The organism is Amycolatopsis sp. lyj-108 (assembly GCF_046549005.1).
Classification (GTDB): domain Bacteria; phylum Actinomycetota; class Actinomycetes; order Mycobacteriales; family Pseudonocardiaceae; genus Amycolatopsis.
In genome coordinates this window covers 496,458-518,860 of sequence record NZ_JAJPWQ010000005.1, presented here as the reverse complement: position 1 = coordinate 518,860, position 22,403 = coordinate 496,458, and the positions used below count along the sequence as shown (strand labels likewise).

Sequence of the window (22,403 nt, the reverse complement as noted above, 5' to 3'; positions counted from 1 at the left end):
GCGGTTTTCTTAGGTCAAGCCGGACGACACCAAGATCCGGGCGAACCGAAGAGGAGCATCTGATGTCCCGAAAGTCCACTCCGCAGCTTCTGTCCATGAAGTCCGGTGGCGGCATGGTCAAGAAGGTCCTCCTTGGGCTTGTCGTGCTCGCGGTCATCGTGATGGTGATCAAGTTCCCGGGCGACTCGGCTGAGCTTGTCAGCGATGCTCGCGACAACGGCGAATCAGTCATCGACGGCCTGGCGACCTTCTTTCGGGCCCTCGGGAAGGATTAGTTCCGACCGTTGACCTGCGCTTCGAGCGAGTCCAGCCGGTCCCGAAGCCGGGCGACCTCTTGCGCAAGCTGCTCGACGCTGACGGGGCGGCCACCTTGGTCCCACGTTGAGCTGACGAAGGTTCCAACTGATCCGCGAGGGGTGGCCCACCCTTCCTTGACGAGTAGCCGCACGGCTTTCTGCGCAGTCATCACGGCGACGTCATACGTGCTGGCCAAGTCCCGATGCGAGGGCAGCTTTTCGCCCTTCTTCAGTACCTCATCCGTGATCTGGCGTCGGATCTTGTCTGCGACGACCTCGAATGGCGCCATTTCTTCCGGGTTCGTCTTCACCGCATCAGGCTACCAACAAACGACCTATGGCGCCCTAGTTCACCCGATTAGCCGATTACGAACTAGGGCGACCTATGGTGAACTAGCTCTACAACACCGAACGCAGCAACACCAGCGAAAGGAATCTCCCGATGAGGACTGCACGACCGAGCCGCCGCCAGATCGAGGCTGCGACGGATGGCCTGGACTACGACGCGTTGGCGGTGGATTCCTTTGCCCCGGCGGATTGGGGATATGAGGTGTTCGACCTGCCTGAGTTCGACTTCGAGACGCGCACTCTGGCGGAGTTCGAGGCGGCGATCACCCCGGTCGTCGAGGACGTGGCGCCGGTGGTGGAGCTGCCGTCCGCATGGGCGATCGCCGGTACACCGGGTCAGGGCAAGTCGGCTGCTGCGCTGACCGCGTTCTACGACTTCGGCGAGGTGGCGTGATGGGCCGCCGCTTGTTCGTCCCGGCCGCGTTCGCTGACCTGTTCGCGTCGATGCCGCCGAAGAGCGCCCCGGCATCGAGGTGCCGGGAGTGGCTGGAGGTCACGGAGACAGCGCTCCGTTCCGAGATTTCCGGTCCGCACGGTGTGCAGGCCTGGCGCCTGATCCCGCTGCTGGTGACTGTCCGGCGCACGAGTTTCTGAGCTGACGTTTCGCTCCTTTTTCTGACTATTTCCCGCTTTCTCGCTTTGTTGTGGAGGTACCGCCATGCCTGGATACGCCGACCCGGCCGCCGTGATCGTCATGAAGTTCCGCGACCTGGGTGCCCTGCTGACCCGCAACGCCGCGCTGCTGGAGGCGTCCGGACTGCCGGACGAGGTCGTGGCCCTGCGGTCGACGGTGTACCGCGATGTCGCCGCCCAGCTGGCTCTGCTGGTCGAGGTCGAGGCGGAGCAGGCCGCGGGCAATCCGCTGGTGGTGCCGCTGCGCGACGGCGATGTCGAGGCCCTGGTGGTGCGCCGGTTCGAGCGGCTGGCCGGCCAGCTGACCGCCAACGCCCGCGCCCTGATCAAGGGCACGTCGGAGCCGGTGACGCGCCGCCGCGCCCGGATCTACCAGGACGTCGCCTCGCAGGTCCGGATGCTGGCCCAGCACGAGGCCGACGAGGCCACGGCCCGCCGGACGCGGTCCCAGCGCCCGGCGTCGACGGTGCTCGCGGCGGTGCCGAACCAGGTGGCGCGGCAGGCCGCGACCCGCGCACCCCGGGTCCGGGCGGTGTTCCTGGACAAGCTGCTGCCCGAGATCGCGAAGCGGCGCCGTCAGGGCTGGTCGGTGGCCCGGCTGACCCTGTGGCTGCGGACCACGCTGCGCGATCCGCAGACCGACCAGGTGCACCCCTGTGCGCAGAAGTCGTTCGTGTCCTACGTGATCGGCCTGCTGGCCGGGGCCACCGTGCCCGCCACGGCCGGACAGGCGGTGGCGTGATGCGACTCCGCTTCCACTTCAACGAGCCGATCCGGGCCGCGACCCGCGCCTACCGAGACGCTGAACACCGATCCGCCCAGATCGTCAGGGACTTCCTGCCGATGGCCGGCACCGGCTGCGACCGGATCGCGGCACTGAACTGGCTGGCAGGTGAACAGCACTACCTCGCCGAGCTGGCCCCGCTCGGGTCCCGACTGCTGGACGACACCGCGGTCGCCGACCGGATCCAGGGACACCTGTGGGCCGCTGACCTGGCCGGGATGATCGCCACCGCCGAACACGCCGCCGACCACGGCCGCGGCTACCGGCTCGGCGGGTACGGCCTGGAGGCCGACAACTGGACGGTCTACCTGCTCGGCACCTACGCCACCGCCAGGAACCTGGCCGGCCGGGCCGCCGTCCTGGACTCCCTCGCCACCCACCTCCACCAGCGCGGCTACACCAACCGCGTGGTCAGCGTCGCCAGCGCGATCGCCGCAGCCTTCCGCGCCGGGCTCTGAACCCCCCGTTTCTGCCAGCTTCCTTCCCTCCGTCGCGCTGCCCGTCACCGCCGGAGTTGCCCGTACCACCTCGAAAGTCCCGTCACCCAGCGAAAGGACACATCCCGTGAAGGACTCCGCCCTGATCACCACCGCCATGACCGCGTTCAACCTCAGCAAGAAGGACGCGTCCGACCGCGTCTCCCTGGTCACGTCGATGTTCCGCAGCGGCGCGGGCACCGATACCACGCAGGCCCGCTACGCCGTCCGGTTCGGCGCGAACCGCGACGACACCCACGAGTTCGTGATGTTCGTCCTCCTGCGGTTCGAGCACTGACCCCACGGTCACGCCTCGCCTACCCCGATCCCTTCTCCCGAAAGGACTTCCGATGTCGTTGAGGTACTGGGCCGCAGCCCTGGCCGGTCGGGTCGCGACCCGACTCGACCGCCGCGCACCAGTGTTCTACGCGGCCGATGTGGTGCTGTTCGCCCACCGCGACGGCGTACCGCATGTGCTGCTGATCGAACGCGGCTGGGACCCGCACCAGGGCAAAGCGGCGTTCCCGGGAGGGCACGTCGACGCAGGGGAGACCGCGCTGGCGGCCGCGAAACGCGAAGCGGTCGAGGAAACCGGCCTCGACCTCGACCGGATCCCGCTCCGGCTGGTCGGTGTCTACGACACCCCGGGTCGGGACCCGCGCGGCCGCTACGTCGGTGTCGCCTACACCGCGGTTCTGTCCACGATGCCCGCCCCGGTCGCCGCCGACGACGCGGCCGCCGCGTCCTGGATCCCGCTCGACGTCGCCGTCCGGATGGCCCGCGGTGGCCGGTTCGCGTTCGACCACGCCGACATCCTCGCCGACGCCGTGCGAGCCACCGGCGTCGGCCGCTGAACCAACACCGTTCCAGTCAGCAATCCCTGTCCTGAAAGGAAGTGTCATGCCCGGAAAGTTCAAGAACAACTGGACCAAGCCCGACCGCTCGCCCGCGTCGATGAGTTCCTTCGCCGACGATCCGAAACACGTGCACACCCTCGACGCAGGGTCGCAGATCACGCCCACGATCGTCCGCTGGGAATGCCGTTGCGGAGCCACCCGAGACGAGTACGACTCGCCCGTACGCCACGGCTGACCACACCGAACGTTGTCGCACCACCACCTCCGGGGAGCGGTTCATCCCGCCACGAACGCGCCGCGCCCCGGGAGAAGCACCACCCATCAACCCAACCGATCAGGAGGACGTCATGGGCATCATCTCGGCTGCCAAGGCCACCGCGAAGGCGCTCGACAAGACCGCCGAGTTCGTCGCGAAGAACCGGTCGCAGGTCGTCATGCACACCGGCAACGGGCTCCCCAAGACCCACTGCGGCGGGTGCGGCAAGCGGGCGAGGACGACGTGCAACGGCTACGGCCACTGCGGAAAGTTCGCGTGCCAGCAGAAGATCGCCGCGAAGTCCTACAGCTGACCTCGCCGACATCGCACACCTACACCTCCCCCAACTGTCCTTTGTGGAAGGAGTTCGTCATGCCCGCATACAGCCCGCTGGTGATGGAAGCGTCGAAGAGGCTGGGCCACCGCCCGATGCTGGTCGAACCGGTGATCACGGTCATCGTCGGCCAGCGCCGCGAGGGTAAGTCGGTGAAGGAGATCTCCGACTGGCTCAAGTGGAACCTCGGTGACGACAAGCCCGCCGCGCAGACCGAGTTCGTCGACTGGGTCCTGGACCGCAGCCGGAAAGCCAAGTAGCCCACATCCCCGGCGAGACAAGGAGTTCCGTCATGGCGAAGGTGACCTACGCCGACCTCAAAGCCGACTGGAGGTTCACCCACCACGGCCGGAAGTACCTCGCGGAAGCCGACGCGGAACCGCTGGGTAACGGCCTGGTCGTGATCAGGGCCCTGGACTGGGCGACCAGCAAGTCCCGCATCATCCGCACGGCCGCGAACGGTACACCGGGCAACGTGTCCGCTCGCTGAACAGGGTCCCGGCCCGGTGGTCATCCCGCCAAGAACGCCCACCGGGCCGGGCCTTCCCACCAACCCACGCCGCCCCGTCAGGGCGGCCATCAACAGGAAGGGTTTCCCATGCTACCGATCGCGATGGTCCCCACCGGGGCTGAGGTGATGGCGATGGACCTGGAGACGGTCCTGGCCACCACCCGCGCGAACCTGACTTTCGACGTCGCCGACCCGTGGGCGGTCACGCTGACCGTGCGCACCGGCGACGACAACTGGGTGCCGTGGGTGTTCGCCCGGTCCCTGCTCACCGACGCGATGGTGGCCGGCGGGGCGACGCTCGACCCGGTCGGCGACGGTGACGTCCGGATCACCGCGCATGGCTCGCGCGTGCTGGTGGAGCTGGATTCCCCGTCCGGGCACGCGATCCTGCGCCTGCCGCGCGCCGACGTCGACCGGCTGCTGGACGAGGCCGAACAACTCGTGCCCGAGGGCAGCGAAGTCCTCGACCTCGACGTGGAGCTGGCGCTGCTGGCGGGTGAGGACGCGTGACCCGCACGATCGGCGACATGTCCGGCATCGTCCAGCCCGGCGACACGATCAACGTCGTGATGATCGGCCCGGACGGATTGCCGACCGGCGTCAGCCACACCGCCACCGTCGACCACCTGGGCCGCTACACCGGCCGCCAGGACGTCGAACGCGGCCGCGCCAAGGTTGCCACCATCAACCGCCCACCCCGGCGCCGCTGACCACCCGTTGTCCGCCCTGTGGAAGGGAAAACGATGGAAACCTGTCTGGACTGCTACCGCGCCGATGAAGGCCTCACCGTCCACTGTGGTGACTGCCCGTGCTGCAAGAAGAAGTGACAGCCGTGCAGCACAAGGACAAGAGCCCCACCTCCGACCTGGACCTGGTCGTCGTCACCGACCCGGCCGGGCTGGTTCTGGCGATCGACGCCGACTGCCCCGCCTGCGATGGGCCGGAGCGCACGTTCACCGCGGCCACCGGCCTCTACGGCTGCACCCGCTGCACACACACCTCATTCGAGCGCGATCACTAAGCCCTGTAAGGAGATTCCGCCATGCGTACCCTCACTCACGACGGCCGTGGGCCTGTGCGGCTGGTCCTCAACAGCGACGCACCCGGCGTCATCGACATCCGGGTCGACGACAACGACCCGGCGTCGGTCACCCTCGAACCGCTCAACCCCGAGGATGCCGTCACCGCACGGCTGATCAAGGCCACCACCCAGAGCTCCACCGACCAGGAGTTCCGGGTCACCGTCCCCGGCGCGCCCGGCGGCAACACCACCGTCGTGCAGAACGCCTCCGGCACCCACGTACGGATGACCAGCAGGACCGTGACCGGATCGATGACCGGTGTCACGATCACCGGGAACGGCAACATCGTCGTCGGCGGCAACATCGTCAACGGCATCACCGGCGGCAGTAACGTCCTCACCGGTGGCGGGATCCGGATCACGGTCCGCCTTCCGCGCACCTGCGCCGCGGTTGAGGTCGACACCACCAGCGCCGACGTCAGCACCTCCGGTGTCCTGCGGACGGTCACGGCGCGCACCGTCTCCGGCGACGTGTACATCTGCACGGCAACCACGGCCGCGCAGGTGAACACCACCTCCGGCGACGTCGCGATCGACACCACCCCGGACGCCACGGTCCGCACCGTCTCCGGTGACATCAGCGTGATCAGCCTGGCCGCCCGGGCGCGGCTGGGCACGGTCTCGGGAGACATCCGGCTCCACGCCACCGGGAACGCTACGGTGCACGCCCAGTCGGTGTCCGGTGACATCCGGCTCGCCGCCGATCGGGACGTCACCGTGCGCTCGCAGCTGCGCACCCTGTCCGGCCGGATCATCGACCGCACGAGCGGACGGTGAACCCCATGACCGAGGACCAGCGGCCGTTCTCCGACAGCATCGAGGGCTGGAACTCCGACCCGGGCGACCCGACGCGGTGGCCCAACACCGTCCGGATCGAGACGGTGGAGGACTACCAGGCCCAGCCCATCAGCGGGGTCACCCCGGACGACACGGTGTACGCCGACCACGGCGCGCACCGGTACCTGGTGGAGATCGACACCCACTACAAGCCCGACCGCCCCGGCCCGTACCCGGTGCGGCTGACCCGCGTGGACGCGCTCCGGCTCGTCGACGCAGTCCTGGCCGCCGTCGACGACACGTTCAACCCCAACACGGTCGGCGCGCTCCGCCCGGCCGAAGCGACCGAACTGCTCGCGTTCGTCGACGAGGCCGCCGACCGGCTGGCGACGCTGCGCGAACACGCCGAAGCAGACGGCGGCACCACCGCCCCGATGACCGACCCGACCTCCGAGGAGTGCTGACCATGACCACCAGCCACGACACCACGAACGGCGTGACGATGGATCTCGACGGCCTGGAGCGTGCCGCGCAGGCCTTGGCCACCGCCAACACGCGGCCCTGGGGCAACGCCGACGTCCGCAACCTCTACCGGGGGCTGGCACTCGCCGCGGTCGGCGCCTACCTGACCTCGCCCGCCGACACCCCGAGTCAGGCGGGTGAGCAGTCGTGACCCCGGGCGGTGCGCGACCGTCCACACCGGACGCGCTGGCGCTGAACCCCACGGCGGCGCTGCTGCGGATGCTGCTGGAGAACCGGGGAACCTGGGCGCTGTGCAAGGTGTTCGCCGCGTTCGCGCTGTTCCTGGCGCTGCACCTGATCCGGATCCCGCTGGTGCTGCTGGTGCGGATCCTGGCCGGGGTGATCGGGGAGCTGGACGGCTACACCACCCGCCAGATCACCACGCCGCCGCGCGGCCCGATCAACCACTACTACGACCCCGCCACCACGATGGCGGGGAGCTGGGAGCACGCACGTGTTCGGACGTAATCCCTATCTGTCCTATGTGGAGGCCTGGCGCGTGACGGCGCTGGGCGACGCGGGCTACGCGATCCGCCGCAACCTCATCGTCGCGCTGGCCCTGCTGGGCCTGGACCTGCTGATCCTGAACGGTTTCTGGCTGGTCTGGCCGGTCCGGGCCGTCGTGCTGTGGCTGGGCTGGAACACCTGGCGGTGGCTGAGGTTCCGCACGGGCGTCGTGCGGGGCTGGATCGTCCCGCCGGGACAACCGCGGCCGCCGTTCGGCGGGCCGGATGAGGGAAGGGGGTGGCGCCATGGCTGAGCAGGAACGAATCTGCCGGACCAGGCAGGAGAAGGCGGTGGCGTGGGCGGCCACGCACGCCGGGGAGCTGGCCGGCGTCGGTGCTCCGCTGATCGGCGGGGCGGTCTGGTCGCCGTGGCTGTGCCTGCTCGCCGCACCGGGCGCGGCGGCGTGGGTGGCCAGCGAACTGCGGCTGCGGCGCACGACCCGCACCGCCCGCACCTCGATCACCAGCGCCGGAACGCCCGCGCTGCCCACCGCACCACCCGGCCACGACCAGCAGGCCACCGGCGACGGCGACCAGGCCACGACGGCCGCCAGCCCTGAACGGAAGGAGGCACACCGATGACCACGACGAACCTCGACCACCACGACGGCGGGGACAACGGGGACCCGGAGTTCTCCACCGGGCTCGCCGCGCTGGAAAAGCACCTCGCCGACGTCGCCGCGACGTCCCCTCCGCCGGAACCGCCCGCCCACGACCAGGAGGTCCCCGACATCGGCCCCGCCGCCCCCGAGGTGGCGGGGACGGTTCGTCGGCGGCCCGGCCGGACGCGGCGGGTGCAGCGGCGGATCGCCGAACACGCCGAAGCGCACCAGCTGCTGACGCTGGAGCACGACGACGCGCCGTTCGAGGTCACCTCCGACAAGGTCCGCGCCCGCCGCAAAGCGGTCGTGGAGGCCGCGCGGCTGTGGAAGCTCGACCGGGACCCGCGTGTGCTGGCTTACCGGGACGCGCGGATGGTCCGGCTGATCACGCGGCTGGCGCTGGTGTCGCTGGTGCTGGCGCTGGCCTGGTCGACCGCCGGGGTGCAGGTGTTCGCCGCCGAAGGCGCGCCGAAGTGGTCGCCGTCGTGGTGGTTCGCCTGGCTGGTCGAACCGTTCTGCTCCCTGGCGCTGCTGATGGTCGTCGGTGGCAAGGCCTACCTCGCCACCCGGGGCCACGAGGTGGCCGACAAGGGCCTCGACCGTGCCGAATGGGTGTTCCTGTCCCTCACGCTGGGGATGAACGCTTGGCCGCACTTGCCCGGCATCGCGCCTGAGTTCACGGTGTCGTCGCTGGTGCTGCACATCCTCGGGCCCATCGTCGCGATGGCCGTGGTCCGCGCGCTGCCCCGACTGCTGGCCGCGTTCCGGGAACTGACCCTCGACGAAGACCCGCCGGCCACCGAACCCGCCACACTCGGGACCGGCCCGGACACGGTCGCCGCGACCGCGGTGACGGCCACCGCCCCGGCACCGGAGAAACCGGTCGCCGTCCGGGCCGCCCCGGCCCGCCGGAGTGCTCCGGCGAAACGGTCGGCGCGGGCGACGATCCCGGAACCCAAGCGCCGGGACATCACGCAACTGCGCGCCGAGTTCCAGAAGGCGCTCGACGAGCGACCGAAGGGGTTCGACCCCGGCAACGGCGCGTCGATCATGCGCACCCTCAAGTGCGCGAAGAAGTACGCCAACCAGCTGCGTGACGAGTACCTGAACCGCCCGTCCGGCGGTGATGCCTGACCACCCTCCCGCACAGTCACCGGGCAGGGCCGACCCCACCGTCCCGGTGCGCGGTCCGGTCCTGCCCGGTGCTGCACGAGTCCGCACCGAAAGGGCTATTCGCGATGAACCCCACCGACCACAACGACACCCCTGAGTCCACCCCGGACACCGTCATCGAAACCGGCTCCGAGTCCGCGCGGGAGTCCGCCGCGACCGTCGGTGAACTGGCGACCGTGCACCCGCTGCGTACCCGCCCCGACCAGCGCGAGTCCACCGTCTCGACCGGTGCCGAGTCCGCGCCCCAGGTGGTCGAGGGGCGCCTCATCTCCGAGTATGAGTACCGGTTGCTGACCGACCAGAAAGCGCAGCGGGAATGGCGCTACGCCGACTACCGCAAACAGGCCGCGTGGCTGGCCCGCACGACCCGGACGGCGGTCACTCATGAGCGGACGGTGTCCACGTTCAAGTTCGTCGGCCGCAATGTGCTGGTGTACCCGACGCTCGGGGCCGGGGTGGCGTTCAAGCGGTGGCGCGACACCCACGGCTCGAACCGCTACGAGCGGATGATGCGGGCGGCGGAACTGGCCGGGGACCACGACAAGCTCGCGGACTGGGAGGCCCGCGACGTGGCGGAGAAAGCGCGCCGCCACGACCGGGCGATGGACTGGGTCCGGTCCCCGTGGCAGCTGGCGAAGGCCGCTGGCGCGGTCACCGTGTGCGCGGCGGTGCTGCTGCTGGTGCTGGGCCTGATCCTCTGGGTGGGCGGCAAGGGCGAGTTCCTGGGGCCGATCACCGCCGTGGTCGACGCCATCGCGTTCGCGGTCTGGTTCGTCATCACCTACGGCGCGCTGCTGGTCACCGGCGTCACCGCCGGGGTCGTGACCTGGCTGTGGAACCTGGGCCGCACCTCCCAGGCAGTCCCGGACCTGTTCCGCCCGGCTTCGCAGCGCAACCTCGACGACGTGGTGATCACCCCGTCCATTGTGGTCACCGCCCTGCGTGACCTGCGGATTTCCGAGCTACGCAAGAAAATCGAGGCGATGGAGGACGGCGGCGCGGCGATGCTCGGGCCGATCCGGCTGGCCGGCTGCGGTGTCGAGTTCGACATCCACCTGCCCTCCGGGGTGGACACCGAGGAGGTCAAGCGCAAGAGGCGCAAGTTCGCCGAGAACATGGGACGCCATGAACACGAGGTGTTCCTGACCACCCCGCCCGCACCGCGCACGGTACGGGTGTGGGCGGCCGACTCCGGGGAACTCGACAAGCCGATCGGGCCGTCTCCGCTGGTCACGGACCCGGCCCTCACTGCCGACATGTACACCGGACGCGCCCCGTGGGGCATGGACCTGCGCGGGGACGCGGTGCTCATGGCACTGCTGCAATGCCACCTGCTGATCACCGGCCTGTCCAAGCAGGGCAAGACCGCGTCCCTGCGGGCGCTGGCGTTGTGGCTGGCCCTGGACCCGTCGGTGCAGCTCTACATCGCCGACCTCAAGGGCATCGGCGACTGGCGGATGTTCAAGCCGGTCGCCGAAAAGCTGATCGAAGGCCCCACCGACGCACACTGCATCCGGGCCACCGAGATGCTGGAGTGGGGCGTGAAGGAGATGGAACGCCGCCTCCAGGCCTTCGATGGCGACAAATACCGCAACGGCGTGCCCCGTGAGCTGGCCAAACCCGGCGGGCCGTTCGCGCCGATCGTGCTCCTGGTCGACGAGGCCCAGCAAGCGTTCATGAATCCCGCCAAGGACGAGCAGAACAACCCATACGGCGGGCAAACCAGCAAATCGCGGTACTTCATGGCCGCCCGCAAGATCCACAACCAGGGCAGGGCCGTGAACGTCGTGCTCTGGCAGGGAACCCAGGACCCCACCAACGACAACCTGCCCAAGCTGGTCCGCGAAGGAGCACACGTCCGCGCGGCCCTGGCACTGGGAACCGAGTCCCAGTCCCGGATGGCCCTCGGGGACAAGGCCGTCGACGGCGGGGCCGCACCACACGAACTGCGCTCTGGCCTGGACAAAGGCACCTTGGTCGTGTCCGGGGAAGGTGTTCCGCTGCCTCCCGGACAGCCGTCGATGACCGTACGCACGCACTTCATCGACGGCGACGACTCCGTCACGGTGATCGACCGCGCCGTCGCCATCCGTGGCGGCGCCACCACCGAGAAACCGCAGGTCGAGGCCCCGCAAGAACGTGATCTGCTCGACGACGTGGCCGAAGTGCTGGCCGGTGACGACATCAAGGCCACCGATGTCGCCGCCCGCCTGCGCAAGCTCGCCCCCGGCCACGAGCCTTACGCCGGGCTGACCGCCGAGAAGGTCAAGGAGGTCCTTGAAGCGGTGGACGTCCCGGTCCGACAGAAGAACGGGACGCTCACTGTCCGTGCTCGTCATGTGGCGAACGCGCTGGCCGACCGGGCCGAAGAAGGGGAGTAGCACCCACCCTTCGCGATCGCATGAAAAGCGGGGGTTTCCGGGCCGTCAAGGCCCGGGTTCCCCCGCTTCCCTTTTTCCCTTCTTCGATCATCGCCGCTGATCAGCGCAAGGGAGGCGGGGAAGGGAGCGAGGAGAAGCAAATCCTTCTCCTCGGCCGGGCTTTCCTGCCGGTTCCCCTCCGATTCCCTTCCCGTTCCCTTCGGTCGCCCCGTTCCAGGCGCCCCCGTTTGGTGACTAAAAGTGACTTTTGAGGAGGTTTCGTCATGCCTAGATACAGCCCGGAGGAAGCGTCGGCGCTGGCGCTGGCCGCGCACGAGGTCGGGCACGCGATCGCCTGCCAGGCCGCCGGGTTGCGGGTGATCGAGGTGCGGCTGTTCCCGGACCGCGGCTATGTCGAGCACAAGGAGGCCGATCCGGCCGACCAGGCCCAGGTCGACGGGGAGCTGGTGGTGCTGCTGGCCGGGCTGGAGGCCGGGGCCCGCTGGCGGCAGAAGCACTCCGGGCTGTGGCGCGGGGAGGCGCTGCGCTGGTCCCGCGGCTGCTCCGATTCGGACCTGGCGCTGTTCCGCCGCACCAAACGGAACGCGTCGATCTCGCCGTCCCGGTTGGAGTCCCGCGCCCGGTCCCTGGTCGCCCGGCAGTGGGGGCGGATCGACCGGCTGTCCCGCAAGCTCGCCGACTCCGGCCGCCTACCGGTCGGCCAATTCAACTGACCACGAGGGGGTTTGTCATGGGGTTGTTCAGTCCTGCTCGCGATCCGGAAGACCCGCGTCAGCTCCAGATCGCGGTGCACGAGCTGGGTCACGCGTGGGCGTGGAAGGAAGGCGGGTTCCGGATTCTGGAGATCCGGCACACCGGCGACGCCGGGTGGGTCGACACCAACCGGGAGCAGCGCGGGTGGGATCAGGACATCGCCCGTGAGTACTGCCTCGGCTGCTGGGGCGGATTCGAGGCTGAAGACCGGTGGATGCGGAAGTTCGGCCACGGCCGCGCTCACCGCGGCAACAGCGGCCACGACATCAGCAACTTCAAGCACGTCGCCCGCGGCCTGAAACCCGGGCTGCAGGAAAGCAAGGCCCGCGCGATCGCGCGGGACCGGGTCGCGAAGCACTGGTCGCAGATCCTGCGCCAGGCCCCGGTCCTGGTCCGCGACGGCCGGATCTCCATCTGACCCGGCTGTCCCCGATCCGGCCGGCCGCGGCCCCTTCACCACACACCGTTCGCCGGTCCGGCGGCAGGCCACCGTCGCCCCGCCGGTCCGGCGAAACCCATCACCGCAAGGAGGTCTCTTCATGTTCCTGCCCATGTCCGACCTGTCCGAGAGCGACGCGTTCGCCTGCCTCGGAGTCCGCCGCCCCACCGTGATCCTGCACAACCGCGACGTGTTCGCGGTCGGGTTCACCCGGCCCGACGTCGCGCGGGACGCCGTTGATGCGGCCGTCCTGGATCTGTGGCTGCCGGTGCCGACGCGGGACGACGCGAGCGTGTTCCGGCTGGCGTGGTTCGCCTACACCCACCCCCTCCGCCAGGGCGACCCGGCGATGCGCCGCGCCGTTCCTGGCGAGGACGGCGCGTTCCCGGTCATGGTGTGGCGCGCGGTCGACGTCGACACCGCCCGCACCCGGCAGGTGGCCGCACTCGACGCGCTGGTGGTGGCCGCGTGATCTCCCGGAGCATCGGCGCGCTCGTCGTCGCCGCCGCGCTGGCGGCCACGCCGGCCGGATGCCAGACCGCGAGAACCCGTCCGGCCGACACCGTCGCCGCCGACGTCGCCCCCGGCGGCACGACCCGGATCGACGCGGCCGCGGTGCGGGCCCGGCTGGAGAAACTGCGGATCGCCGTCGAAGACACCGGCAATGTCTACCGGCGAACCGATTGGCCGCACTGGGAACCGGTCACGGGCGGCTGCGACGCCCGCGAACACGCACTCAAGACCCAGGGAACCGGGGTCACCACAGGGAAAGGCTGCGCGGTCACCGGCGGCCGGTGGGTCTCGCCGTACGACGGGATCACCATCACCGTCGCCGGGCAGCTCGACGTCGACCACGTCGTCCCGCTCGCCGAGGCCGCCCGCTCCGGCACCCGCGGCTGGTCCCGCGCCGACCGCCAGCGCTACGCCAACGACCCGGACGTGCTGATCGCCGTCACCGCGAAATCCAACCGGTCCAAAGGCGACTCCGACCCGGCCAAGTGGCTGCCCGCCAAAGACGCGTGCGGCTACCTCGCCCGCTGGGTCGAGACCAAACACGACTACCGGATGACCGTCGACCAGGCCGAGCGCGACGCGATCGCCGCCGCGCTCAGCCGCTGCTGAAAGGAAGTGACGCCGATGTCGACTGTTCACCTGATGACGACCTACGACGCGAACGGGGACGAGGTCGCCGCCGTCTGCTCGTGCTGGTTCGGCCAGTCGCACCACGGGGAAGCACGCCGCGGTCATCCCGTCGTCGGCGCCGCGATCAGCGCCGGGAACCCGACCGCCATGCCGGGTCACCAAACCTGGTCGGCCGCCCATGGCTGCGAGTGCGGCTTCGCGTGTCCCTCGATCGCCTACTGGCTCGCCCACCTGGAGGCCCTGTGACGAACGGAAAACCGGCCATGCACGGACTCTACGACGAGGTCGCGTCGGCATCGGGGGTGTATCAGCCGATGCTCGTGCCGCCCGCCGGAACCCGCCGGGGCGACGCCATACGGCTGCTGGCCGCCACCTGCACGGCGCGGGTAACGGTCACCGCCGCCATCCATCAGCCCGCTGGTGGCGTACCGCGGTTCACGCTGATACGGGACCCGAGCGTCACCGACGGCGCACCGGGCATCGACGAGTACGCCGCGATCGCCGCCTCGCTCAAGCACGACCACGGCTGGCGGGTCCTGGCGGCTGGCGACGCGAGCCTGCCGGTCACGGTGATGCTCGGGTTGCGTGAGGGCTACGTGCAGGGCGCGCCGGTGCACGACGCGGCGGAAGTCCTGTCCCTGCTGTGGTTCCACCTCGCCAGCGGCGTGTTCATCAGCAGGGTCCACCTGATGTGTGCCCGGCACCTCGACGGCGAGGTGCGGGTCCACGACGAACCCGGCGTGCTCATCGTCGGTGAAGCACCGATCCTGCCCGCCGTCGCCAGCGTCGCCGCCCGGCTGGCGCAGCACCGGTTCGTCGTCACCGACCGGGACCAGAACCGCACCTACGCCCTGCGCCGCCGCTGACGGGCGGTGCGTGGCCATGGCTGGCGGCAAACGCACCACCCGCTACACGGCCACCGACGTCGTCGAGTGGCTGCGTGACATCGAGTACGCCGACCCCGCCTCCGCCCGGCAGGCGGGCCGCGCGGTGGCACGGGCGTGGAACGACAACGAGTTCTACGCCTCCGCCACCGCACTGCCGATCGCACGGTGCCTGCGCTCCTCGCCGGAAATGGCCGGGCCGCTCGACGCGGTGCTGTCCCGGCTGGCGCGGCGCTTCGCGGTGCACCTGCACGAGTGCCCGGCATGGGACCCGAAACCGCACTGGCGGAAGGAGATCCGTGGATGACTGACGTGCACCGTGACGCCCTGATGCGGGCGGCGCTGGAGATGGCTGGCAGGGGGATACCGGTCTTCCCCCTCTGGCCCGGCACCAAGATCGCGGCCTGGCACCGTCCCGGTCGCTGTCCCGAAACCGGTGCCTGCGCCGAGGGGCACGCGATGCCGGAAGACCTCGCCACCCTCGACCCCGACCGGATCCGATGGCGCTGGGCGGACCGGCCGTGGAACGTCGGTGTCTTCCCCGGCCCCGCCGGCCGGATCGTCGTCGACTGCGACCAGCCCAAGACAGGGACCGGTCCGGACGGCTGGGACCAGCTCCAGGCACTCGCGGCCGACCGGGGCGGGCCACTGCCGGACACCTGGACCGTCACCACCCCGTCCAGTGGGCGGCACCTGTGGTTCCTGGTCCCGCCCGGGTGCCGACTGCGCGGGACGGTCAAACACATCGCGTCCCATGTGGACACGAGGTGCTGGGGCACCTACGCCCTCGCCCCGGGGTCGGTGTTCGAGGGCGGCGCCTACGAACTGCTCGACGACACCAGCGAAGCCGAGTTCCCCGGCTGGCTGATCCAGGCCAACGTCGAACACGCCACCACCGCCATCTCCGGAGGCGGTGAGAAGCCCGTGAAGGCGCCGGACGCGTTCGCGGCGGCCGCGGTGCGGGGCGAGACCGACCGTGTCCGCCGCGAGCCGAAGGGGCAGCGGAACAAGGTCCTGTCGACCGCCGCCTACGCACTCGGTCAGCTCGTCGGCGCGCATGTGTTGGACGAGCACCTGGCGCGGACCGAGCTCCAGGCCGCTGTCGCCGCCTGGGGCACACCCGAATCCCGGGTGAAAGACCACGGGGTCATCGAAACCAGCCTGCGCGCGGGCATGCGCAATCCCCGCCGCATCACCGGAAAAGCGGCCTGAACCCCGGGCCAATCGCACCACCAACCCACACACCCCGGCCGTCGACCGGCGGCCGGAATCCTCACACCGGAAGGAAACACCATCATGGCGAACAACCGTTTCGAGTGGACCGTCAAGGGCAGCGAGCGCACGCAGGGCGGCATCAAGCACACCGCCGGCGACGCGTGGGCCATCGCGGGCAAGCGCGCCGCCTCGCAGCTCAAGAGCACCATCGACTCCGCCACGATCAGCGTCAACGGCGAGACCATCTCCGTCACCAAGAACACGCTCGCCCGGGAGATCGCCGCGAGGATCAAGGCCAGCAAGTAGTCACGCCGTCCGTCACAACGTTCGCTGACCAGGAGAAAGGCTTCGTAATGACTGACTTCGATCCGGATCTTGATGAGGAAGACCTGGGTGCCCCGGTAGCTGGTCTCGTCACTGGTATCTGCCGACGCTGCGAAGCGCAGATCACCGACGTCACTGAGGAAGAAGGCGAACGCTGGGAGCTGGAACACCGGCGAACCTGCCCGCGTAAAGACGACCCCGCGATCTGGTAGCCCTCGTGCAGTTCATGCGCGAGGCCTCGAAGGTCAAGGCCAGCAAGTAACCCCAGTATCCCGTCGTGAGGGCCCGCGCAGCTCGGCTGCGCGGGCCCTCACTGTGTTCGAAGGAAAGGGGGCCGCGTGACGCGCGCGACCCTGATCGCCACGATCGGCCCGTGCGGGGCCGGGAAGACCACCTGGCGGCAACGTCACGCACCCGTCGACGCGGTCGTGGTGTCGCTCGACGAGACCCGGGCGGCGCTGTCGCCGTGCGGGTGTTCGGCGAACCAGGCCGTCAACGCCGCCGCCGTCGAGGCCGCCACCGCCACCACCCGGGAGGTACTGGCGGCCGGGGGCACGGTCGTGTGGGACACGACCGCCTACCTGCCGCGGTTCCGGTGGAAGCTGCTCGACCTCGCCGACGACTACGGCGCCCACACGATCGGGCTGGTGGTGCTGCCGCCGCTGCTGACCGCGCTCGACCGCAACGCCGGCCGGGACGCCACCGCGTGCCCGCACTGCGGATACGCCCGCCGCGTCCCCGACCCGGTCGTCTGGCGCATGCACCACGCCATCACCACCGCCCTGCCGCGCCTGCCCGGCGAGGGCTGGCACGAACTGCGGTTCCTTGACCTGCCGCCCTATCTGCGCACCCGCTGAACCCGTTGCACCACAAGCGAAGGAGTTCCGTCATGGCCGCGATCATCCACCGCTGCACCACCTGCACCCACCCGGACCTGTTCCACTCCGAACGCGACGAGGGCAACTCCGGCAAGTGCAGCTACGGCGCCTGCCACGCCAGCCCGCACACCTTCGGCCCGCCCGAGATCATCCCGACCTGGTCCGCAGGCGGAGACCCGACCAGTCAAGCCAAGCCCGATCCCACGCTGATCGAGCCGGGATCCAGCGGCGGCGCCAGCTTCGGCCGGACCTGTGACTGCGAGGACTGCTGGGCGCTCTATCGCGCCGAAACTGCCCCGGCGGGGGTGAGCGCGTGAACCCGCTGCCTGACACCGGCCCCTTCTCCGAACGGCTCGACGTGCAGGTCCGACCAGACCTGCTCTCGGAGTCGGTCGCCGTGTTCAACTCCACCGGCACGCACCGCTATCTGCTCACCCGTCGGTGGGGAGCGGGCGACTCGCTCACGGTGATCATGCTCAACCCGTCCACTGCGGACGCGTTCGCCGACGACCCCACGATCACCCGTGTCACGCGGTTCGCCCGCCGTGACGGCTACGGCGGGTTGGTGGTGCTCAACCTCTACGGGCTGCGCGCCACCGATCCCGTCGAGCTGGCCCGCGCGGACGACCCGGTCGGGCCGGACAACGACACGATGATCGCCGGATGTACCTGGGACACCGCGCGTCCCGTGGTGGTCGCCTGGGGTGCGATCGCCTACCAGCCCCGGCACCGGGCCCGCGTCGCCGCCGTCGTCCACGACCTGACCGGACGGGGTGTGCCGCTGTGGTGCCTCGGTCGCACCGCCGCCTGGCACCCCCGCCATCCGCTGTACCTGCCCGCCGATGCGCCCCTGGGCCCGTGGTGGCTACCGCCCAACGCGAAGGAGGTGCGCTGATGGCCAGTGTTCCGCGGATTCTCAGTCTGGGTGCTGGGGTTCAGTCGACGACGCTGATGCTGTTGTCAGCCCACGGGGTGCTCCCGCGGTTTGATGCCGCGATTTTCGCGGATACCGGGTGGGAACCGCCGGCGGTGTACACGCACCTGGAGCGGCTTGAGAGTGAGGTCGCAATCCCGGCCGGGATTCCGATCCTGCGTGTGCAGGTCGGCAACATCCGCCACGACGCGCTGGACCCAGTTCGAGGGTTCGCCTCGATGCCGCTGTATGTCCGCAACCCAGACGGATCCCGGGGTATCGGCCGCCGTCAATGCACAGCGGAGTACAAGATCCGGCCGATCCAGGAACAGGTACGGCGGATGCTGGGTGCGAAACCGAAAGCCAACGGGCGCCCCGGTCGGGTTCCCAAGGGCCGGCACGTGGTGCAGGCGATTGGGATCTCGCGCGATGAAATCCAGCGCGCGAAGGACTCCCGCGTGACCTACTCCCGCCACGAACACCCGCTGCTGGACCTGCCCGGCGCCGCCGACGGGCGGCGCGGGTGGACACGCTCGGACTGTCGCCGCTACCTCCGCCGGCACAATTTCGGCACCACACCGAAAAGCGCCTGCGTCGGATGCCCGTTCCGGCGGAACGCGTCCTGGCGCCGGATGCGCGACCACGACCCCGCATCGTGGGCGGACGCGGTCGCGTTCGACCGGGCCATCCGCCACGACTACCCCCGCGCCGCCGCACGCGGTGCCACGTTGCGCGGCGAGTACTTCCTGCACGAGTCGCGGCTGCCGCTCGACCAGGCCCCGATCGACCGGGTCACCCGCGCCGAATGGGCGGCCCGCCAGTCCAACGTCTTCGATGCGATCGCTGACAACGCCTTCGACCTCGACGACGACCCGGACGCCGATGTCGGCTGCTCGCCGTTCACCTGCCCCGGATCACTTGCCACTGGGGAGCACCTGGAACCCGTCGCGTGACCCGGCGGACGCACCACCCGCACGACCGAAGGAGGCCACATGTCCAGCACGCCCGACACCACGCCGCACGGCGGCACGTCGTTGTGGCCGGTCGGCGACGACGGCCGGCGGATCGTGCGGATCGGTGAGGACCCGGACGCCATCCGGGTCCTCACCCGCGCCTTGGACGCGCGGATCATCCCCGGCACCTACGTCTCCGACGGCGCCCCCGTCGTGATCGAGGAGATCTCCGGCGCGGCAGGGCCGGAATCTGCCGACGAGGACGTGGCGCTACCGCTGACCGCGTCGGTGCTGAAACCGTCGCTGTTGGCGGCGCTGCTGGCCGAACACGCCACCGTCCACGGGCAGAAGAACGGGAAACCGGCGGAGGTCAGCCCGCCGGGCCCGGTGCTGTCCGCGGTGCTTGCCCGCCGGGCGTGGCCGGGGCTGCCGGTGCTGCACCGGATCATCTCCACCCCGGTTCTGCGTCCGGACGGAACCCTGCTGCAAACGCCGGGATACGACGAACGCACCGGGTTCTACCTCGCGGGCAACACCCACCTCGCGCCGATCCCGGACAATCCCACTCCGGACGAGGTAGCCGCCGCGCGGGAGTTCCTGCTGGAGCGGTTCTTGCGGGACTTCCCGTGGCGTGACCCGGCCGCCGACCGCGCGAACTATCTGGCGCTGCTGGTGACGCCGTTGATCCGGTCGTTCACCCGTGCGTTGTCGCCGTTCGGGCTGATCGAGGCGTCCATGCCCGGCTCGGGGAAAACGATCCTGACCGGCTGCGTCGGGTTGTTGGTCGGGCAGACCGTGCAGACCTGGAACGAATCGGAGGACGAACTCCGCAAGACCATCACCACCGTTCTCGCTGACGACCACGGCGTGATCGTGTTCGACAACCTGGAGGAAGGGACGGTGGTCAACTCCGCCGTGCTCGCGCGGCTGATGACCGAACGGACGTGGGCGGACCGGAAGCTGGGCACCAACAGCAACGCCAGGTTCACCAACGACCGCCTGTGGCTGGCGACTGGGAACAACCTCCGCACCGGCGGCGACATGGCCTCGCGGACGGTGTGGGTGCGGCTCGACCCGGACTGTCCCCGGCCGGAGGCGCGGACGGGGTTCACGATCCCGAACCTGGATTCCTGGATCCTCGATCCGCGTAACCGGGCCACGGTGCTGCGGCACATCCTGATCCTGATCCTCGACTGGACCAGCCACGGCGCCCCGCTGGCTTCCGGGGCGATTCCGCAGATGCGGCAGTTCACCGCGTGGGCCAAGCAACTCGGCGGGTTCCTTGAGCACCACGGGATCACGGGGTTCCTGGCGAACGCGGACAGCGTGCGCGGGCTGGACGACGACAACGCCGAATGGCGCTCGTTCCTCCACGCCTGGCTGGACGTCCACGGCGACAGCCGCCTCACCGCGCAACAGCTTCGGGTGTCTGGCGAACCCACCGCGGGCACCGATCCCTGGGCCGGGACGTTCCCGACCACGCCGGCCGGGAAGCCCGTCACGACCAAGTCCCTGGGCAGGAGGCTGGCAGGACATGTGGACCGCTGGCACACCGACATCGTGTTACGCAGCGCGATCGACAGTCACCACAACTGCCGAACCTACTGGGTCGAGGAAGCCAGCTCCTAGGAATCCCGGGGAAAGAAACCCGCAAACCCGCAAACCCGCAAAACAAGCTCTGACCAGGAGAAACACCACGCGGGTTTAAATGATCATGGTCTCTTCCAAACCCGCAAACCCGCGGCTTTGCGGGTTTGCGGGTATGTCCTCCGCATCGAAACCCGCACACATCTACGCAGGTCAGAGGCCACTTTGCGGGTTTGCGGGTTTGCGGGTTTGGTTTCAGCCCCCGCGCCCCCAGCACCCAAACCCGCCATCCACCACCTGCCAGCACTCTGACCCAACCCGCTACCCAACGTCACGTCGAACAGGCCGCCGGGCCACCACCGGCGGCCTGTTCGACGTGCCCGAACGAAGGGAATCGCCGCCATGGAACCCACTGCGCCCGACCAGGAACCGTTGCTGTTGAAAGTCGATGAGGCGGCGAGGCTGCTGTGCATTGGCAGGACGCGGGTCTACGACCTGATCCGGTCGAACGACCTGCGCTCAGTGAAGATTTTCGGTGCGCGCCGGATCCCGCGTACGTCGCTCGACAGCTACGTCGCCAGCCTGCTTGAGGAATCGGAGGCCGCCTGATGACCCGTCGTGCCGCGAACGGCCTGGGCACCATCGTCAAACGCAAGGACGGCCGCTACCAAGCCGCGGTCCACGTCTCGACGTCGACTGGCGAGACCAAACGCAAGTACGTCTACGGCAAGACCTGGCAAGAGGCCAACGACAAGCGTGTCGAGATGCTGGACAACAACCGCAAAGGAGTGCCGTCGATCGCGTCCAGCATGCGACTGGGTGACTACCTCGATCACTGGCTGGAGGAAATCATCAGGGTGGAGCGCGGCCCGTCCACCTACTCCGGTTACGAGATCGTCGTGCGCCGGTACATCAAAAAGCACCTCGGCACAAAGAAGCTCAACGCCCTGACCCCGACGCACGTGCGTGCCTTCGTGGCCAAGCTGCGGAAAGAGAAAACCGTACTCGGCAAGCCACTCTCCGACCGTTACGTCCAGAACGTCTTCGAGACGTTGCGCAGCGCGCTCAGTTCGGCGATGCGCGAGGAGCTGATCGGGCGGAACGTCGCCCGCCTGGTGGAAACGCCGTCGCGGGGCGGTTTCGACGCCGAGCCGTTGTCCGAAGCCGACGCGCGGAAGTTCATCGCGCAGGTGTCGCAGCACTGGCTCTGCGCCTTGTGGTTGATTCTCGTCACGACGGGTCTACGGAAGGGCGAGGTGCTCGGGCTGACCTGGTCCGACGTCGACATGGAGACCGGGGCGTTCCGGGTGAAGCGGACCGTGCAGCGGGTGCGCGGCCAGCTGTTGTTCGGCAAGGTCAAGACCAAGAAGTCGAAACGGACGCTGTATCTCGGGCAGGTGTGCCTCGCCGCGCTGGCGCGATATCGCCAGGAGTCGATCGACCGGCTCAAGCCGCCGTACAACCCGGCGGCCGGCCAGCCCGACGATCTGATCTTCGTGACCAGCTCAGGGCGGGTCGTCGAGCCACGCAACGTCAACACCATGCTCAACCGGCTGCTGCTCCAGGCCGGGCTCGAACGAGCCCGGGTGCATGACCTGCGGCACACGGCGGCGACCCTGCTGCTGATGGACGGCGCGACGATCCGAGAGGTGATGGAGCAGCTCGGCCACGCGTCGATCGCCACCACGGCGAACATCTACGGGCACGTCTTGGACGAGGCGAAGCGGCGGATGGCCGCCCGCATGGACCGGCTCGCGAGCCCTGACTGATGTCAATC

General features: G+C 69.5%; 40 protein-coding genes. 39 read left to right on the top strand and 1 reads right to left on the bottom strand.

The features are described 5' to 3' along the window. The first annotated feature begins 62 nt into the window (after nucleotides 1-62). On the top strand, nucleotides 63-275 hold the full coding sequence (locus ACLJO0_RS21895; RefSeq protein ID WP_410580291.1) for a hypothetical protein: 213 nt from the start codon (nucleotides 63-65) through the stop codon (nucleotides 273-275). Here ACLJO0_RS21895 and ACLJO0_RS21890 read toward each other — a convergent pair. After that, complete coding sequence (locus ACLJO0_RS21890) at nucleotides 272-607, bottom strand: GntR family transcriptional regulator (RefSeq protein WP_410580290.1); 336 nt, start codon at nucleotides 605-607, stop codon at nucleotides 272-274. The two genes, ACLJO0_RS21895 and ACLJO0_RS21890, sit on opposite strands and share 4 nt — an antisense overlap. Before the next feature lie 131 nt (nucleotides 608-738). Here ACLJO0_RS21890 and ACLJO0_RS21885 point away from each other — a divergent pair, with 131 nt between their 5' ends. From ACLJO0_RS21885 to ACLJO0_RS21700, 38 genes are all read left to right on the top strand, one after another. Further along, nucleotides 739-1,038, top strand: coding sequence for a hypothetical protein (locus ACLJO0_RS21885; protein WP_410580289.1), 300 nt, complete (start codon nucleotides 739-741; stop codon nucleotides 1,036-1,038). Next, on the top strand, nucleotides 1,038-1,238 hold the full coding sequence (locus tag ACLJO0_RS21880) for a hypothetical protein (protein ID WP_410580288.1): 201 nt from the start codon (nucleotides 1,038-1,040) through the stop codon (nucleotides 1,236-1,238). Before ACLJO0_RS21885 ends, ACLJO0_RS21880 begins: the two co-directional genes overlap by 1 nt. Nucleotides 1,239-1,302: 64 nt before the next feature. Beyond that, entirely contained in the window at nucleotides 1,303-2,019 is a 717-nt protein-coding gene (locus ACLJO0_RS21875; protein WP_410580287.1) for a hypothetical protein, read from the top strand. Then, nucleotides 2,019-2,519: a hypothetical protein gene (locus ACLJO0_RS21870; protein WP_410580286.1), complete on the top strand. Its 501-nt coding sequence runs from the start codon at nucleotides 2,019-2,021 to the stop codon at nucleotides 2,517-2,519. Before ACLJO0_RS21875 ends, ACLJO0_RS21870 begins: the two co-directional genes overlap by 1 nt. A gap of 106 nt (nucleotides 2,520-2,625) precedes the next feature. Then, a complete protein-coding gene (locus tag ACLJO0_RS21865; RefSeq protein ID WP_410580285.1) occupies nucleotides 2,626-2,835 on the top strand; it encodes a hypothetical protein in 210 nt (69 codons plus the stop codon). Between the two features lie 52 nt (nucleotides 2,836-2,887). Continuing rightward, nucleotides 2,888-3,391: an NUDIX domain-containing protein gene (locus ACLJO0_RS21860; protein ID WP_410580284.1), complete on the top strand. Its 504-nt coding sequence runs from the start codon at nucleotides 2,888-2,890 to the stop codon at nucleotides 3,389-3,391. 46 nt (nucleotides 3,392-3,437) lie between these two features. Beyond that, nucleotides 3,438-3,629, top strand: coding sequence for a hypothetical protein (locus tag ACLJO0_RS21855; RefSeq protein WP_410580283.1), 192 nt, complete (start codon nucleotides 3,438-3,440; stop codon nucleotides 3,627-3,629). Nucleotides 3,630-3,741: 112 nt separating this feature from the next. Next, nucleotides 3,742-3,963 (top strand): hypothetical protein, encoded by a 222-nt coding sequence (locus ACLJO0_RS21850; protein WP_410580282.1) that lies wholly within the window; start codon nucleotides 3,742-3,744, stop codon nucleotides 3,961-3,963. Between the two features lie 59 nt (nucleotides 3,964-4,022). Then, the gene (locus ACLJO0_RS21845; protein WP_410580281.1) at nucleotides 4,023-4,244 is read left to right on the top strand and encodes a hypothetical protein; all 222 of its coding nucleotides are present in this window, start codon (nucleotides 4,023-4,025) and stop codon (nucleotides 4,242-4,244) included. Nucleotides 4,245-4,276: 32 nt separating this feature from the next. Next, a complete protein-coding gene (locus ACLJO0_RS21840; RefSeq protein WP_410580280.1) occupies nucleotides 4,277-4,474 on the top strand; it encodes a hypothetical protein in 198 nt (65 codons plus the stop codon). A gap of 153 nt (nucleotides 4,475-4,627) precedes the next feature. After that, nucleotides 4,628-5,005, top strand: coding sequence for an SsgA family sporulation/cell division regulator (locus tag ACLJO0_RS21835; protein WP_410580279.1), 378 nt, complete (start codon nucleotides 4,628-4,630; stop codon nucleotides 5,003-5,005). Beyond that, on the top strand, nucleotides 5,002-5,205 hold the full coding sequence (locus ACLJO0_RS21830) for a hypothetical protein (protein ID WP_378346359.1): 204 nt from the start codon (nucleotides 5,002-5,004) through the stop codon (nucleotides 5,203-5,205). Before ACLJO0_RS21835 ends, ACLJO0_RS21830 begins: the two co-directional genes overlap by 4 nt. Nucleotides 5,206-5,303: 98 nt before the next feature. Then, a complete protein-coding gene (locus tag ACLJO0_RS21825; RefSeq protein ID WP_410580278.1) occupies nucleotides 5,304-5,516 on the top strand; it encodes a hypothetical protein in 213 nt (70 codons plus the stop codon). Nucleotides 5,517-5,537: 21 nt separating this feature from the next. Next, nucleotides 5,538-6,353 (top strand): DUF4097 family beta strand repeat-containing protein, encoded by an 816-nt coding sequence (locus ACLJO0_RS21820; protein ID WP_410580277.1) that lies wholly within the window; start codon nucleotides 5,538-5,540, stop codon nucleotides 6,351-6,353. Between the two features lie 5 nt (nucleotides 6,354-6,358). Beyond that, nucleotides 6,359-6,817, top strand: a complete 459-nt coding sequence (locus ACLJO0_RS21815; RefSeq protein WP_410580276.1) for a hypothetical protein — start codon at nucleotides 6,359-6,361, stop codon at nucleotides 6,815-6,817. Nucleotides 6,818-6,819: 2 nt separating this feature from the next. Continuing rightward, a complete protein-coding gene (locus ACLJO0_RS21810; RefSeq protein ID WP_410580275.1) occupies nucleotides 6,820-7,026 on the top strand; it encodes a hypothetical protein in 207 nt (68 codons plus the stop codon). Beyond that, nucleotides 7,023-7,343 (top strand): hypothetical protein, encoded by a 321-nt coding sequence (locus tag ACLJO0_RS21805; protein WP_410580274.1) that lies wholly within the window; start codon nucleotides 7,023-7,025, stop codon nucleotides 7,341-7,343. The genes ACLJO0_RS21810 and ACLJO0_RS21805 overlap by 4 nt, the downstream gene beginning before the upstream one ends. Further along, on the top strand, nucleotides 7,330-7,635 hold the full coding sequence (locus tag ACLJO0_RS21800) for a hypothetical protein (protein WP_410580273.1): 306 nt from the start codon (nucleotides 7,330-7,332) through the stop codon (nucleotides 7,633-7,635). The genes ACLJO0_RS21805 and ACLJO0_RS21800 overlap by 14 nt, the downstream gene beginning before the upstream one ends. Then, nucleotides 7,628-7,963, top strand: coding sequence for a conjugal transfer protein TraH (locus ACLJO0_RS21795; protein ID WP_410580272.1), 336 nt, complete (start codon nucleotides 7,628-7,630; stop codon nucleotides 7,961-7,963). Before ACLJO0_RS21800 ends, ACLJO0_RS21795 begins: the two co-directional genes overlap by 8 nt. Continuing rightward, on the top strand, nucleotides 7,960-9,117 hold the full coding sequence (locus tag ACLJO0_RS21790; RefSeq protein ID WP_410580271.1) for a conjugal transfer protein TraI: 1,158 nt from the start codon (nucleotides 7,960-7,962) through the stop codon (nucleotides 9,115-9,117). Before ACLJO0_RS21795 ends, ACLJO0_RS21790 begins: the two co-directional genes overlap by 4 nt. 104 nt (nucleotides 9,118-9,221) lie before the next feature. Next, on the top strand, nucleotides 9,222-11,537 hold the full coding sequence (locus ACLJO0_RS21785) for an FtsK/SpoIIIE domain-containing protein (RefSeq protein WP_410580270.1): 2,316 nt from the start codon (nucleotides 9,222-9,224) through the stop codon (nucleotides 11,535-11,537). 263 nt (nucleotides 11,538-11,800) lie between these two features. Next, nucleotides 11,801-12,250 carry a hypothetical protein gene (locus ACLJO0_RS21780; protein ID WP_410580269.1) on the top strand — a complete coding sequence of 150 codons (450 nt, stop codon included), beginning with the start codon at nucleotides 11,801-11,803 and terminating at the stop codon, nucleotides 12,248-12,250. A 17-nt stretch (nucleotides 12,251-12,267) separates the two neighbouring features. Next, complete coding sequence (locus ACLJO0_RS21775) at nucleotides 12,268-12,708, top strand: hypothetical protein (RefSeq protein ID WP_410580268.1); 441 nt, start codon at nucleotides 12,268-12,270, stop codon at nucleotides 12,706-12,708. Between the two features lie 121 nt (nucleotides 12,709-12,829). After that, complete coding sequence (locus ACLJO0_RS21770; RefSeq protein WP_410580267.1) at nucleotides 12,830-13,201, top strand: hypothetical protein; 372 nt, start codon at nucleotides 12,830-12,832, stop codon at nucleotides 13,199-13,201. Then, nucleotides 13,198-13,851, top strand: a complete 654-nt coding sequence (locus ACLJO0_RS21765; RefSeq protein WP_410580266.1) for an HNH endonuclease family protein — start codon at nucleotides 13,198-13,200, stop codon at nucleotides 13,849-13,851. The genes ACLJO0_RS21770 and ACLJO0_RS21765 overlap by 4 nt, the downstream gene beginning before the upstream one ends. A gap of 15 nt (nucleotides 13,852-13,866) precedes the next feature. Next, nucleotides 13,867-14,118 (top strand): hypothetical protein, encoded by a 252-nt coding sequence (locus tag ACLJO0_RS21760; RefSeq protein ID WP_410580265.1) that lies wholly within the window; start codon nucleotides 13,867-13,869, stop codon nucleotides 14,116-14,118. 17 nt (nucleotides 14,119-14,135) lie between these two features. Beyond that, nucleotides 14,136-14,738 carry a hypothetical protein gene (locus tag ACLJO0_RS21755; RefSeq protein ID WP_410580264.1) on the top strand — a complete coding sequence of 201 codons (603 nt, stop codon included), beginning with the start codon at nucleotides 14,136-14,138 and terminating at the stop codon, nucleotides 14,736-14,738. Between the two features lie 16 nt (nucleotides 14,739-14,754). Next, complete coding sequence (locus tag ACLJO0_RS21750) at nucleotides 14,755-15,063, top strand: hypothetical protein (protein ID WP_410580263.1); 309 nt, start codon at nucleotides 14,755-14,757, stop codon at nucleotides 15,061-15,063. Next, complete coding sequence (locus tag ACLJO0_RS21745; protein ID WP_410580262.1) at nucleotides 15,060-15,968, top strand: bifunctional DNA primase/polymerase; 909 nt, start codon at nucleotides 15,060-15,062, stop codon at nucleotides 15,966-15,968. Before ACLJO0_RS21750 ends, ACLJO0_RS21745 begins: the two co-directional genes overlap by 4 nt. Before the next feature lie 84 nt (nucleotides 15,969-16,052). After that, nucleotides 16,053-16,277, top strand: a complete 225-nt coding sequence (locus ACLJO0_RS21740; RefSeq protein ID WP_410580261.1) for a hypothetical protein — start codon at nucleotides 16,053-16,055, stop codon at nucleotides 16,275-16,277. 47 nt (nucleotides 16,278-16,324) lie between these two features. Next, nucleotides 16,325-16,507, top strand: a complete 183-nt coding sequence (locus ACLJO0_RS21735) for a hypothetical protein (RefSeq protein WP_410580260.1) — start codon at nucleotides 16,325-16,327, stop codon at nucleotides 16,505-16,507. Between the two features lie 126 nt (nucleotides 16,508-16,633). After that, nucleotides 16,634-17,152 carry an AAA family ATPase gene (locus ACLJO0_RS21730; RefSeq protein ID WP_410580259.1) on the top strand — a complete coding sequence of 173 codons (519 nt, stop codon included), beginning with the start codon at nucleotides 16,634-16,636 and terminating at the stop codon, nucleotides 17,150-17,152. Nucleotides 17,153-17,184: 32 nt separating this feature from the next. Continuing rightward, nucleotides 17,185-17,490: a hypothetical protein gene (locus tag ACLJO0_RS21725; protein ID WP_410580258.1), complete on the top strand. Its 306-nt coding sequence runs from the start codon at nucleotides 17,185-17,187 to the stop codon at nucleotides 17,488-17,490. Next, nucleotides 17,487-18,068 (top strand): DUF1643 domain-containing protein, encoded by a 582-nt coding sequence (locus tag ACLJO0_RS21720; RefSeq protein ID WP_410580257.1) that lies wholly within the window; start codon nucleotides 17,487-17,489, stop codon nucleotides 18,066-18,068. The genes ACLJO0_RS21725 and ACLJO0_RS21720 overlap by 4 nt, the downstream gene beginning before the upstream one ends. Beyond that, complete coding sequence (locus ACLJO0_RS21715; RefSeq protein ID WP_410580256.1) at nucleotides 18,068-19,039, top strand: hypothetical protein; 972 nt, start codon at nucleotides 18,068-18,070, stop codon at nucleotides 19,037-19,039. The genes ACLJO0_RS21720 and ACLJO0_RS21715 overlap by 1 nt, the downstream gene beginning before the upstream one ends. Before the next feature lie 39 nt (nucleotides 19,040-19,078). Beyond that, nucleotides 19,079-20,668: a hypothetical protein gene (locus ACLJO0_RS21710; RefSeq protein WP_410580255.1), complete on the top strand. Its 1,590-nt coding sequence runs from the start codon at nucleotides 19,079-19,081 to the stop codon at nucleotides 20,666-20,668. 360 nt (nucleotides 20,669-21,028) lie between these two features. After that, a complete protein-coding gene (locus ACLJO0_RS21705) occupies nucleotides 21,029-21,235 on the top strand; it encodes a helix-turn-helix domain-containing protein (RefSeq protein WP_410580254.1) in 207 nt (68 codons plus the stop codon). Next, nucleotides 21,235-22,395, top strand: coding sequence for a tyrosine-type recombinase/integrase (locus tag ACLJO0_RS21700; protein WP_410580253.1), 1,161 nt, complete (start codon nucleotides 21,235-21,237; stop codon nucleotides 22,393-22,395). Before ACLJO0_RS21705 ends, ACLJO0_RS21700 begins: the two co-directional genes overlap by 1 nt. Nucleotides 22,396-22,403 lie beyond the last annotated feature (8 nt).

What these genes read in the sequence shown, in the direction of transcription:
- ACLJO0_RS21895 (WP_410580291.1), top strand. Translation starts at nt 63, where the DNA reads ATGTCCCGAAAGTCCACTCCGCAGCTTCTGTCCATGAAGTCCGGTGGC.
- ACLJO0_RS21885 (WP_410580289.1), top strand. Translation starts at nt 739, where the DNA reads ATGAGGACTGCACGACCGAGCCGCCGCCAGATCGAGGCTGCGACGGAT.
- ACLJO0_RS21880 (WP_410580288.1), top strand. Translation starts at nt 1,038, where the DNA reads ATGGGCCGCCGCTTGTTCGTCCCGGCCGCGTTCGCTGACCTGTTCGCG.
- ACLJO0_RS21875 (WP_410580287.1), top strand. Translation starts at nt 1,303, where the DNA reads ATGCCTGGATACGCCGACCCGGCCGCCGTGATCGTCATGAAGTTCCGC.
- ACLJO0_RS21870 (WP_410580286.1), top strand. Translation starts at nt 2,019, where the DNA reads ATGCGACTCCGCTTCCACTTCAACGAGCCGATCCGGGCCGCGACCCGC.
- ACLJO0_RS21860 (WP_410580284.1), top strand. Translation starts at nt 2,888, where the DNA reads ATGTCGTTGAGGTACTGGGCCGCAGCCCTGGCCGGTCGGGTCGCGACC.
- ACLJO0_RS21855 (WP_410580283.1), top strand. Translation starts at nt 3,438, where the DNA reads ATGCCCGGAAAGTTCAAGAACAACTGGACCAAGCCCGACCGCTCGCCC.
- ACLJO0_RS21850 (WP_410580282.1), top strand. Translation starts at nt 3,742, where the DNA reads ATGGGCATCATCTCGGCTGCCAAGGCCACCGCGAAGGCGCTCGACAAG.
- ACLJO0_RS21845 (WP_410580281.1), top strand. Translation starts at nt 4,023, where the DNA reads ATGCCCGCATACAGCCCGCTGGTGATGGAAGCGTCGAAGAGGCTGGGC.
- ACLJO0_RS21840 (WP_410580280.1), top strand. Translation starts at nt 4,277, where the DNA reads ATGGCGAAGGTGACCTACGCCGACCTCAAAGCCGACTGGAGGTTCACC.
- ACLJO0_RS21835 (WP_410580279.1), top strand. Translation starts at nt 4,628, where the DNA reads ATGGACCTGGAGACGGTCCTGGCCACCACCCGCGCGAACCTGACTTTC.
- ACLJO0_RS21820 (WP_410580277.1), top strand. Translation starts at nt 5,538, where the DNA reads ATGCGTACCCTCACTCACGACGGCCGTGGGCCTGTGCGGCTGGTCCTC.
- ACLJO0_RS21815 (WP_410580276.1), top strand. Translation starts at nt 6,359, where the DNA reads ATGACCGAGGACCAGCGGCCGTTCTCCGACAGCATCGAGGGCTGGAAC.
- ACLJO0_RS21810 (WP_410580275.1), top strand. Translation starts at nt 6,820, where the DNA reads ATGACCACCAGCCACGACACCACGAACGGCGTGACGATGGATCTCGAC.
- ACLJO0_RS21795 (WP_410580272.1), top strand. Translation starts at nt 7,628, where the DNA reads ATGGCTGAGCAGGAACGAATCTGCCGGACCAGGCAGGAGAAGGCGGTG.
- ACLJO0_RS21790 (WP_410580271.1), top strand. Translation starts at nt 7,960, where the DNA reads ATGACCACGACGAACCTCGACCACCACGACGGCGGGGACAACGGGGAC.
- ACLJO0_RS21785 (WP_410580270.1), top strand. Translation starts at nt 9,222, where the DNA reads ATGAACCCCACCGACCACAACGACACCCCTGAGTCCACCCCGGACACC.
- ACLJO0_RS21780 (WP_410580269.1), top strand. Translation starts at nt 11,801, where the DNA reads ATGCCTAGATACAGCCCGGAGGAAGCGTCGGCGCTGGCGCTGGCCGCG.
- ACLJO0_RS21775 (WP_410580268.1), top strand. Translation starts at nt 12,268, where the DNA reads ATGGGGTTGTTCAGTCCTGCTCGCGATCCGGAAGACCCGCGTCAGCTC.
- ACLJO0_RS21770 (WP_410580267.1), top strand. Translation starts at nt 12,830, where the DNA reads ATGTTCCTGCCCATGTCCGACCTGTCCGAGAGCGACGCGTTCGCCTGC.
- ACLJO0_RS21760 (WP_410580265.1), top strand. Translation starts at nt 13,867, where the DNA reads ATGTCGACTGTTCACCTGATGACGACCTACGACGCGAACGGGGACGAG.
- ACLJO0_RS21755 (WP_410580264.1), top strand. Translation starts at nt 14,136, where the DNA reads ATGCACGGACTCTACGACGAGGTCGCGTCGGCATCGGGGGTGTATCAG.
- ACLJO0_RS21750 (WP_410580263.1), top strand. Translation starts at nt 14,755, where the DNA reads ATGGCTGGCGGCAAACGCACCACCCGCTACACGGCCACCGACGTCGTC.
- ACLJO0_RS21745 (WP_410580262.1), top strand. Translation starts at nt 15,060, where the DNA reads ATGACTGACGTGCACCGTGACGCCCTGATGCGGGCGGCGCTGGAGATG.
- ACLJO0_RS21740 (WP_410580261.1), top strand. Translation starts at nt 16,053, where the DNA reads ATGGCGAACAACCGTTTCGAGTGGACCGTCAAGGGCAGCGAGCGCACG.
- ACLJO0_RS21735 (WP_410580260.1), top strand. Translation starts at nt 16,325, where the DNA reads ATGACTGACTTCGATCCGGATCTTGATGAGGAAGACCTGGGTGCCCCG.
- ACLJO0_RS21725 (WP_410580258.1), top strand. Translation starts at nt 17,185, where the DNA reads ATGGCCGCGATCATCCACCGCTGCACCACCTGCACCCACCCGGACCTG.
- ACLJO0_RS21715 (WP_410580256.1), top strand. Translation starts at nt 18,068, where the DNA reads ATGGCCAGTGTTCCGCGGATTCTCAGTCTGGGTGCTGGGGTTCAGTCG.
- ACLJO0_RS21710 (WP_410580255.1), top strand. Translation starts at nt 19,079, where the DNA reads ATGTCCAGCACGCCCGACACCACGCCGCACGGCGGCACGTCGTTGTGG.
- ACLJO0_RS21705 (WP_410580254.1), top strand. Translation starts at nt 21,029, where the DNA reads ATGGAACCCACTGCGCCCGACCAGGAACCGTTGCTGTTGAAAGTCGAT.
- ACLJO0_RS21700 (WP_410580253.1), top strand. Translation starts at nt 21,235, where the DNA reads ATGACCCGTCGTGCCGCGAACGGCCTGGGCACCATCGTCAAACGCAAG.